Annotated in this window: 10 protein-coding genes; 5 read left to right on the top strand and 5 right to left on the bottom strand. The window is 64.9% G+C overall.

The genetic code is table 11. The features are described from left to right. Positions 1–1,159, bottom strand: a 1,159-nt coding sequence (locus tag WB785_RS19860) for a septum formation family protein (RefSeq protein WP_424081045.1), incomplete at its 3' end; no start/stop codon positions are given. A 101-nt stretch (positions 1,160–1,260) separates the two neighbouring features. Here WB785_RS19860 and serS point away from each other — a divergent pair. Next, positions 1,261–2,514, top strand: coding sequence for a serine--tRNA ligase (gene serS / locus WB785_RS19855; protein ID WP_424081043.1), 1,254 nt, complete (start codon positions 1,261–1,263; stop codon positions 2,512–2,514). On the opposite strand, the gene WB785_RS19850 is transcribed toward serS, so the two are convergent. Then, positions 2,511–3,089, bottom strand: a complete 579-nt coding sequence (locus tag WB785_RS19850; protein ID WP_424081041.1) for a carboxymuconolactone decarboxylase family protein — start codon at positions 3,087–3,089, stop codon at positions 2,511–2,513. The two genes, serS and WB785_RS19850, sit on opposite strands and share 4 nt — an antisense overlap. Before the next feature lie 40 nt (positions 3,090–3,129). Here WB785_RS19850 and WB785_RS19845 point away from each other — a divergent pair, with 40 nt between their 5' ends. Continuing rightward, complete coding sequence (locus tag WB785_RS19845) at positions 3,130–3,462, top strand: winged helix-turn-helix transcriptional regulator (RefSeq protein WP_424081039.1); 333 nt, start codon at positions 3,130–3,132, stop codon at positions 3,460–3,462. Here the strand turns inward: WB785_RS19845 and WB785_RS19840 are convergent. Then, on the bottom strand, positions 3,459–3,950 hold the full coding sequence (locus WB785_RS19840; RefSeq protein WP_424081038.1) for a DUF2834 domain-containing protein: 492 nt from the start codon (positions 3,948–3,950) through the stop codon (positions 3,459–3,461). The two genes, WB785_RS19845 and WB785_RS19840, sit on opposite strands and share 4 nt — an antisense overlap. 68 nt (positions 3,951–4,018) lie before the next feature. Between WB785_RS19840 and WB785_RS19835 the strand changes: the two genes are divergently transcribed. Together WB785_RS19835 and WB785_RS19830 are read left to right on the top strand one after the other, a co-directional pair. Next, the gene (locus WB785_RS19835; protein ID WP_424081036.1) at positions 4,019–4,642 is read left to right on the top strand and encodes a TetR/AcrR family transcriptional regulator; all 624 of its coding nucleotides are present in this window, start codon (positions 4,019–4,021) and stop codon (positions 4,640–4,642) included. Between the two features lie 49 nt (positions 4,643–4,691). Continuing rightward, the gene (locus WB785_RS19830; protein WP_424081034.1) at positions 4,692–6,254 is read left to right on the top strand and encodes a phytoene desaturase family protein; all 1,563 of its coding nucleotides are present in this window, start codon (positions 4,692–4,694) and stop codon (positions 6,252–6,254) included. An 11-nt stretch (positions 6,255–6,265) separates the two neighbouring features. Here the strand turns inward: WB785_RS19830 and WB785_RS19825 are convergent, their stop codons facing one another. Both WB785_RS19825 and WB785_RS19820 read right to left on the bottom strand, forming a co-directional pair. Continuing rightward, entirely contained in the window at positions 6,266–6,601 is a 336-nt protein-coding gene (locus WB785_RS19825; RefSeq protein WP_424081032.1) for a hypothetical protein, read from the bottom strand. Continuing rightward, entirely contained in the window at positions 6,598–8,148 is a 1,551-nt protein-coding gene (locus tag WB785_RS19820) for a Rieske 2Fe-2S domain-containing protein (RefSeq protein WP_424081030.1), read from the bottom strand. Before WB785_RS19820 ends, WB785_RS19825 begins: the two co-directional genes overlap by 4 nt. A 197-nt stretch (positions 8,149–8,345) precedes the next feature. Between WB785_RS19820 and WB785_RS19815 the strand changes: the two genes are divergently transcribed. Continuing rightward, positions 8,346–8,649: lysophospholipid acyltransferase family protein (locus WB785_RS19815; protein ID WP_424081028.1), on the top strand; the 304-nt coding region annotated here is incomplete at its 3' end.

Below are 8,649 nucleotides of genomic sequence, written 5' to 3'. Positions count from 1 at the left end.
GTCGCTGGCTGTTCGAGCCGGTCGATCCGGCCGAGCCAGACGAGCCGGCCGCCGACGACGCCGGTGGTCCGCCGGTGTTCGGAGTTACCGGGATCGGCGGCAGGTTGAGCCGCTCTTGCGGGATATCCGGTGGCGGAACCGGTGGTTGACCGTTGATCCGCAGTGGACCCTTGGCGCTGTTGAGCAGCGTCGCCCAGCCGCCGTTGCCCAGGGTGGCCCCGATGCTGCAGGCAACCTGCCGGCTGCCGGCCGACCAACTGGGCAGCGACAGCGTGCTGTAGATCAGGGTCAGCGTGGTGCTGCGCAACTGCACCGGCGCAAGGTAGGCGTCCGTGAGCCGGGTGCAGGAGTCCTTGATGAACGCGTCCTGTTCGGGCTCGGGAGGCAGCGCGTCGGGGAACTTGGCGAGCAAGTTGACCGTGCCGGTGACCTCCATCGCGTGCGGCGCCGCGCAGTCGATCGGGATATCCGTGGGTTGATTGGTCGCGGGGTCGATACCCAGGCAGGTGCCATCGGGCCAGACCTTCGACTGGTCGACGTCGGAGACCTTGCCTTTGAACGCGATCTGTTCGTTGCCGGTGCCCGGCATTTGCAGGCCGCACAACATCCGCCGCTCGCCGGCCTGCCGCCATGCCTTATCGCCGGACCACAGCATGCTGATGATGAACTTGCTGTTCGGGTCGAACTTGGCGCCCAGGTAGCGCCGCACAGCTGACTCGCACTGTTCCTGGCTGATCTGCTCGATACGGGTGGCCGACGGTGGAGGGGCCTCGGGGCCGTACTCCGAACCGGGGAACGTGCGCATGTCGATGGACTCGGCGACCTCAAACCGGTGCTCGTCTATGCAGTCGACGATGGTTGCGGCTTCGGGCATCCGATCCGGCCACATCAGGCAGTTGCCGCTGGCGGCGCGGTTGAAAGCGTCATTACCCTTCGAGCCCGTGCTGGGCACCGGGTCGATGTAACCGGTCAGCCGACCGGGACCATTGCCGATGGGCAGCGCGGTGACAAGGCCGGCGATGAGCAGACCACCCAGAGCCGTCAGCAGCAACGCGCGCCGCGTGGCCGACGCCTGCAGAGCGTTCAGCCACTCGACCCGCGGCAACCTGAGCCCCAGCCGGCTGGCCGGGGGCTCGTGCTGCTCGGATGCTTTGGACATTGGCTCTATTCTGACAGGCCTACTGGGTCCCGTGACAGCTGATGCAGAAGTAAAGCATGTGGTTATCGCCGGCGGGTGCCTCGCGTGTAGGGTTCTACGCCGTGATCGACCTGAAGCTGCTGCGGGAGAACCCCGACGCCGTGCGCCGATCCCAGACCAGCCGAGGTGAGGACCCGGCTCTGGTCGACAGGTTGCTGGCTGCCGATACCGCCCGGCGCAGCGCGATCTCGAGAGCCGATTCGTTGCGCGCCGACCAGAAGGTCGTCAGCAGGGCGGTGGGCGCAGCCTCGTCTGACGAGCGTCCGGCGTTGCTGCAGCAGGCGCGCGACATAGCCGACGACGTCAAGGCGGCCGAGGCCGAGCAGACCGACGCCGAGGCGGCGTTCACCGCTGCGCACATGGCGATCTCGAACGTGCTCATCGACGGCGTGCCGGCCGGTGGGGAGGACGACTACACCGTGCTCGACGTCGTCGGTGAGCCGGCCGCGATCGACGATCCGAAAGATCACCTGGAACTCGGCGAGGCACTGGGCCTGATCGACATGGAGCGCGGGGCCAAGGTGTCCGGCTCGCGGTTCTACTTCCTGACCGGTCGGGGCGCGCTATTGCAGCTGGGGTTGCTGCAGCTGGCGATCCGGCACGCGGCCGACAACGACTTCGTCCCGGTCATTCCGCCGGTGCTGGTGCGTCCGGAGGTGATGTCGGGCAGCGGCTTCTCCGTCTCACACGCCGACGAGATCTACCGGGTGGAGGCCGACGACCTCTATCTCGTCGGTACCTCCGAGGTGCCGCTGGCCGGCTACCACGCCGACGAGATCCTCGATCTGTCGTGCGGGCCGCTGCGCTACGCCGGCTGGTCGTCGTGCTTTCGCCGCGAAGCCGGCAGTTACGGCAAGGACACCCGTGGCATCATCCGGGTGCACCAGTTCGACAAGGTCGAAGGATTCGTCTACTGCACGCCGGCCGAAGCCGAGGCCGAGCATCAGCGGCTACTGGGCTGGCAGAAAGAAATGCTGGCGCACATCGAGGTGCCGTATCGGGTAATCGACGTGGCCGCAGGCGATCTCGGGTCGTCAGCGGCCCGCAAGTTCGACTGCGAGGCGTGGGTACCGACCCAGCGCGCTTACCGCGAGCTGACGTCGACGTCGAACTGCACCACGTTCCAGGCCCGTCGACTGGCCACCCGTTACCGGGATTCCAATGGCAAGCCGCAGATTGCCGCGACGCTCAATGGCACGCTGGCCACCACCCGTTGGCTGGTGGCCATCTTGGAAAATCACCAACGGCCCGACGGCAGTGTGCGCGTTCCCGACGCGCTGGTGCCGTTCGTTGGCGTCGAGGTGTTGGAGCCTTAGGCGAAGCTGGCGAAGGTGGGGCTGCCGGCCTCCAGCGGAATGCGAGCGGCGTGCGCGGTGAAGCTGATCGCGTGATACCACCCGCACAGCATGGTGAGGTCGAGGATTTCGCGGTCGTCGAACTCGCCCCGCAGTGCCTCCCACAGGGTGTTGTCGATGTCCCGGTGATCGCAGAGCGCGTCGACGGCGCGAATCAACAGCCGATCTCGCTCGGTGGTCCAGCACGGATCCTCGGCGCTGCCGTGGGTTAGCGAGCCGATCTGGTCTCGATCGAGGCGCGCCTTCTGCGCGAAAAAGGCGACGTGCACGCCCCATTCGTACTCACAGCCACAGCGAGCACAGGTTCGGTCGATGACGATCTCGCGGTCACGCAGGGCCAGCGACAGCGCGCGGCTCAGCTCGTAGCCGCCCCAAGATGTCATGGCTTCGGCCATGGGAAGGTTTTTGACCACGGTGCGAAACAGCGCGATGGGTGGCACGTTTGGCGGCATCATCTTCTGAAGCTGTGCGGCCGCGGCAGGCTCATAGGGTGGGTCGAGAGCGCCGATTCGCGGCGTTACTATTTCCGTAACCATGGAAAAGAAAGCTACGTTACGGAAACCGAAACGTCAATCGGTGGCACGACCCGGCCGTGCCGTCCGCGGGTCGACAACTGGGCGTCCCCTGATGGCCGCGCTCGACCTCCTCGGTCGACGATGGTCACTACGGATGCTGTGGGAACTGCGCGACGGCCCGCTGGGAGCCAGGGCACTGCGCGAGCGCTGCGACGGCATGTCGCCCAGCGTTCTCTATGAGCGCCTTGGTGATCTGACCGGCGCTGGCCTCATCGTGCAGCGGAACGATCAGTGCTACGAGTTGAGCGAAGTGGGCCGGTCGCTCGGCAAGGCGCTCGTTCCGTTGGACCAGTGGGCTAATCACTGGGCGGAGGCGTCGAGCAGACGCGCTTAGGCGTCCACCGGCGTTGACGCCGTGGATGTTTGGGCGTGGCGTCGTTGCCGTTCGATGGTGGCGAAGTAGAACGCGAACGCGAACGCGAAACTGGTGAACAGGCTGGACACGAAGTACAGCCATGGGCGCCGTAGACCGCGGCGATAGCCGTCGACGATCGTAAATAGCGGCAGCAGAATGACATTGGCGATCGTGTAATCCTGGCTCGCCGAGCTGGCCGCCGGGTTGGTGAACATCAGCCGGATGTAATCCGACCAGCTGCCCGGCCCCCAAATCGGGTTCGTCGCCCCGTGCGTGTATTGCTGCACGAAGTGGACGTTGAACCACCAGCCAAGCACCACCGACGCGACGCCAACGATGTAGTACACCGCTTCCAGCGGTGAAAACAACGGCCCGCTGGACGGTCGGGCGAATACCTGTGGGTTCGACGCGACGATCCAACCGATGACCGAAAGCCCGAGAACTGCATGCACCAGAAGCGACACCATGGGCGCAGTCTCACCTCGTCGACAAGTTTTGTCAATAATGACATAACAATCTGCGGTACCTTACTGCCATGGTGAGGCCCGCGCAGACGGCGCGCAGCGAGCGCACGCGCGAAGCGCTGGTCCAGGCTGCGATGGTGCGGTTTTTGGGCCAGGGCGTCGGGGACACCTCCGCCGAGCAGATCGCAGCGGACGCCGGAGTTTCGCTGCGGACCTTCTATCGTCACTTCAGCTCCAAGCACGATCTGCTGTTTGCCGACTACACCGGGCTGCATTGGTTTCGCGCGGCGCTGGATGCCAGGCCGGTCGACGAGCCGGTTATCGATTCCGTCCAATCGGCCATCTTCGCCTTCCCGTATGACGTTGAGGCCGTGACGAAAATCGCCGCGCTGCGGGGAGGCGACGTTGACCAGGGCCGCATCGTCCGCCACATTCAGGACGTCCAAGCCGACCTCGCAGATGCCATCGAGGCGCAGTTGCGAAAGCATGCCTGCGCGGCGGATCAAACGGCCGATGCGCGGCTACGGATCAAGGTGACCGCCCGTTGCATCGCGGCCGGTGTCTTCGGGGCAATGGAAGCTTGGATGGTGGGCGACGATCGATCACTCGGCGAGTTGGCACGGATGTCGCATGTGGCGCTCGAATCGCTGAGGGCAGGTATCTCCGGTACCTGGGCCCCTGAAGTTTCGTCATAATTGACAAAACTTTGGGCGCATGCCAGCCTGCATTCCTGGAGGGCAAGACATGACTAGTTATGACGCGATCGTTATCGGTGCCGGCCACAACGGGCTGGCCGCCGCAGTGCTGCTGCAGAAGGCCGGGCTGCACACGCTATGCCTGGAATCGAAGCTCTACGCCGGCGGCATGGCGTCCACCGTCGAGCTGTTCGACGGCTATCACTTCGAGATCGCCGGCTCGGTGCAGTTCCCGACGGCGTCCGCGGTGGTCGAGGCGCTGGGCTTAGACACCCTGCCGACGATCGACTTGGACGTGATGTCGGTGGCGCTGCGCGGCATCGGTGACGATCCGTTGGTCCAGTACAGCGATCCGATCAAGCTGTTCACCCACCTCAACGAGGTGCATGGGGCCGACGCCGTCAACGGAATGGCCGGGTTGATGGCCTGGAGTCAGGCGCCGACGCGAGCATTGGGCCGTTTCGAGGCCGGTACGCTGCCAAAGACGATCGACGAGATGTATGCCTGCGCCACAAATGAATTCGAGCGCTCGGCGATCGATGACATGTTGTTCGGCTCGGTCACCGATGTGCTGGACCGCTATCTACCCGACCGCGAGAAGCACGGTGCGCTGCGCGGTTCGATGACTGTTCTGGCGGTCAACACGCTCTACCGCGGCCCGGCCACCCCAGGCAGCGCGGCCGCACTCGCCTTCGGGCTGGGTGTTCCCGACGGCGACACCATGCAGATGAAAAAACTGCGCGGCGGTATCGGCGCGCTCACAGCGCATCTGAGCGACTTGCTGACACGCAACGGCGGCGAGGTGCGCCTGCGCACCAAGGTCGCGGAGATCCTGGTCGCCGACGGTCGGGTCAGCGGCGTGCGCACCGAGTCCGGCGATACGTTGACCGCCCCGATCGTCGTTTCCGGCATCGCACCCGACCTCACCGTCAACGACTTGATCGACTCGGCGGCGGTGCCCGCCGATATCCGCGAGCGTTACGCGCGGACCGATCACCGCGGCAGCTACCTTCAGATGCACTTCGCCCTGAACGAGCCGCCCGCCTTCGCCGCGCCCTACGAGGCGCTCAACGAGCCGGCCATGCAGGCGTCGGTGGGACTGTTCTGCACACCGGAGGAAGTCCAGCAGCAGTGGGAGGACGCGCGGCGCGGCATCGTGCCGGCCGACCCGACGGTGGTGCTGCAGATCCCGTCGCAGAACGATCCGGACTTGGCGCCCGAGGGTAAGCACGCCGCATCGGCCTTCGCGCTGTGGTTCCCGATCGAAGGCGGCGCGGATTACGGTCAGGCCAAAGTCGAGATGGGTCAACGGGTGATCGACAAGATCACCCGGTTGGCACCGAATTTCGAAGCCAGCATCATCCGGCACACCACCTTCACGCCCAAGCACATGGGGGTGATGTTTGGCGCCCCGGGCGGCGACTACTGCCACGGGTTGCTCAACGCAAACCAAGTCGGCCCGAATCGGCCTGGTCCTAAAGGCTTTCTCGGCCAACCGATTCCGATCGACGGACTCTACCTGGGCAGTGCAGGATGTCACGGTGGGCCGGGAATCACGTTTATCCCGGGCTTTAACGCGGCCCAGCAAGCGCTCGCCGACGCCGCGCGCTGAGTAGACGCGCGCTAGTGCTGCTGGTCCAGCAGTCGGTCCAGCAGCGCGGTGAACTTCTCCGGATCCGCCGGTGTGAACGCCGGGCTCGGCCTGGTCCCCGGCACGTCCAGGGTGATCAGCGTCGACCGCAGCGGCCGCCGCACGTCCAGTGGCAGCCAGCGGCGCAGATCTGAGCTGCCCCAGAGGCGGAACCGGTGCATCAGCAGACCCAGCGGTTCGGCCTTGTACCCGCGGATCCTGTCCAGCGCAATGATCTTCGAGGTGCCGGACGGAAAGTGATAGCGGCGCAGCGTGATTGCCTCCTGGTCCAGCTGGACCAGGCCATCATCGTAGCTCGCCGCGCTCATCGCCGGGAGCTCCGAAGCTCATGGCCCCGCGTGGTAAGGCAGCGGCCGTTCTCCAAATTCCACTGCCAACCGTGCAGGTTGCAGGTCAGCGTGCTGCCCTCGACCACGCCGAACTTAGAGAGGTCGGCTTTCAGATGCGGGCATCGACGCTGAATCTCCCAGCCGTCCATGGTGATTGACGCGGTATCGTCGTGCGCCTCACCGAACCAGCCGTCGGCGTAGGCGATCCGCTCGTCGGTCAGGCATTTGAAAAACGTGTACAGGTATTCGTTGTAGCCACCGACCCGCCACGCCCTGAATCGGGTGGACAAGAAGATCGTGTTGACCCAGTCGGGTTCGTTGTCGCGCAGCACGGTGCGCACCAGCTCCGGCGGAATCGCAAACCCGTAGCGAAACTTCTCGTCGGAAATCGCTTCCCGCACGGTGCGTTTAGGAAAGTCAAGCACCACCCTTTGCGGGCCGAGCACCAATTCGACCGGGTAGCCGATACCGTCGCAGATCTCGTCGCTGGCCAACATGATCGGCTCGAACACCGCTCGCAGCGGCTCCAGCAGCGAGTCGCCGGTGGCGGGTGCCCAGCTGGCTTTCTCCGCCGCCAGCACCGGTTGCATACGTGCGGCGTAGTCGGCGATGTAGGCCGCCTTACCGGTGGTGAAGATGGCCTCCACTTGATCGTTGGGTAGTGGGTGGCTCAGCGAGTTCAGTTGTGCACCGCAGAATTCGGCAGTCGACTCGGGCATCATCAGCAGGCCGCGGTCGTGGCCGTGCGTGCGCATCTGATCGAGGAACACCATCTGGTCGGGGAAGATGTTGGCCGGATCGCCGTGGTCGTCGTTGAGGTCACGCAGCTCGGGGTCCAGGAAGCACGGTGGGCCGGCTGACGGGATCACCCACGTCGCGCCGACTTGTGCGACGTATTGGCGTGCCCGGTCCATCTGGCGCTGCCGCTTTTGAGTGCCGAACGTCTCCTTGGCGCGCGCTGGCATGTCGTAGACCATCGGGTACCAGATCGCGCCGGAATACTGCAGCATGTGCACGTCGATGTCGCCAAAGTCGGCGTGCAGCACATCCAGATCGACCGGCCGGGCGTCGTTCATGTTGAACACGGTCGTCACACCGTCGGAAACCACCAGCGCGGAATCGCCGATCGGGCCGTCGGCGGGCGCCCGCAGTGCGATGATCATGATGTCGAGGTCGCCTTTTGGCCCCGAGATCCGGTGCTTAACCGAGTCGGTGGTTTCGAAGAACCGGTGAAACCCCAGATTCTGCAACGCATCTTTCAAGTCGGGCACGGGATAATCCGGCAGCAACACCATGGCCTCTTTGTTGACACGCGCAGTCAGCAACTTGGCGTCGAAGTGGTCCTTGTGCAGATGTGAGACATACAGGTAGTCGCAGTTTCCCAGGCTGTCCCAGTCCAGCCGGCTGTTGTCGGGGAAGGGAAACCACGAGGCAAAGTAGGCCGGATTGACCCAGGGGTCGCACAGAATGCTGCCCGCCTGGGTCTCGATCCGAAAGCCGGCATGGCCGACGCTTGTAACCCGCATTGCCGCCCAAGCCTAGCGGCGATCGCGAGCGCGGCTGGAAGCCGGGCGAAGCGGGTGGCCGCCATCAACCCAGCGGCGATCGCGAGCGCGGCTGGGAGCCGGGCGAAGCGGGTCGCCGCCATCAACCCAGCGGCAGAGCCGAGGGTACGACCCGACCCGTGGCAGCCGTCCAGCCGCAAACACTAGGGTGGTTGAGCGTGGAACCGGTATACGGGACGATCATCCAAGTCGCCCGGTTGGCATGGCGATTGCAGGGTTTGCGTTTCACGCTCGACGGCGTGGAGAACGTGCCTACCACCGGCGGCGCCGTCATCGCCATCAACCACACCAGCTATTTCGACTTCACCTTCGCTGGGTTGCCTGCCTACAAGCAGGGGCTCGGGCGCAAAGTGCGGTTCATGGCCAAACAAGAGGTCTTCGATCACAAGATCACTGGGCCGATCATGCGCAAACTCCGACACATCCCGGTGGATCGGGCCAGTGGCGCCGCGTCGTTTGACG

It is taken from the genome of Mycobacterium sp. (assembly GCF_049585075.1).
In the GTDB taxonomy this organism is placed as follows: Bacteria; Actinomycetota; Actinomycetes; order Mycobacteriales; family Mycobacteriaceae; genus Mycobacterium.
This window is presented reverse-complemented; position numbering and strand designations above follow the sequence as displayed.

Coding starts and splice junctions, on each gene's coding strand:
- WB785_RS19835 (WP_424081036.1), top strand. CDS start 4,019: ATGGTGAGGCCCGCGCAGACGGCGCGCAGCGAGCGCACGCGCGAAGCG.
- WB785_RS19850 (WP_424081041.1), bottom strand. CDS start 3,089: ATGGTTACGGAAATAGTAACGCCGCGAATCGGCGCTCTCGACCCACCC.
- WB785_RS19820 (WP_424081030.1), bottom strand. CDS start 8,148: ATGCGGGTTACAAGCGTCGGCCATGCCGGCTTTCGGATCGAGACCCAG.
- WB785_RS19840 (WP_424081038.1), bottom strand. CDS start 3,950: ATGGTGTCGCTTCTGGTGCATGCAGTTCTCGGGCTTTCGGTCATCGGT.
- WB785_RS19830 (WP_424081034.1), top strand. CDS start 4,692: ATGACTAGTTATGACGCGATCGTTATCGGTGCCGGCCACAACGGGCTG.
- WB785_RS19825 (WP_424081032.1), bottom strand. CDS start 6,601: ATGAGCGCGGCGAGCTACGATGATGGCCTGGTCCAGCTGGACCAGGAG.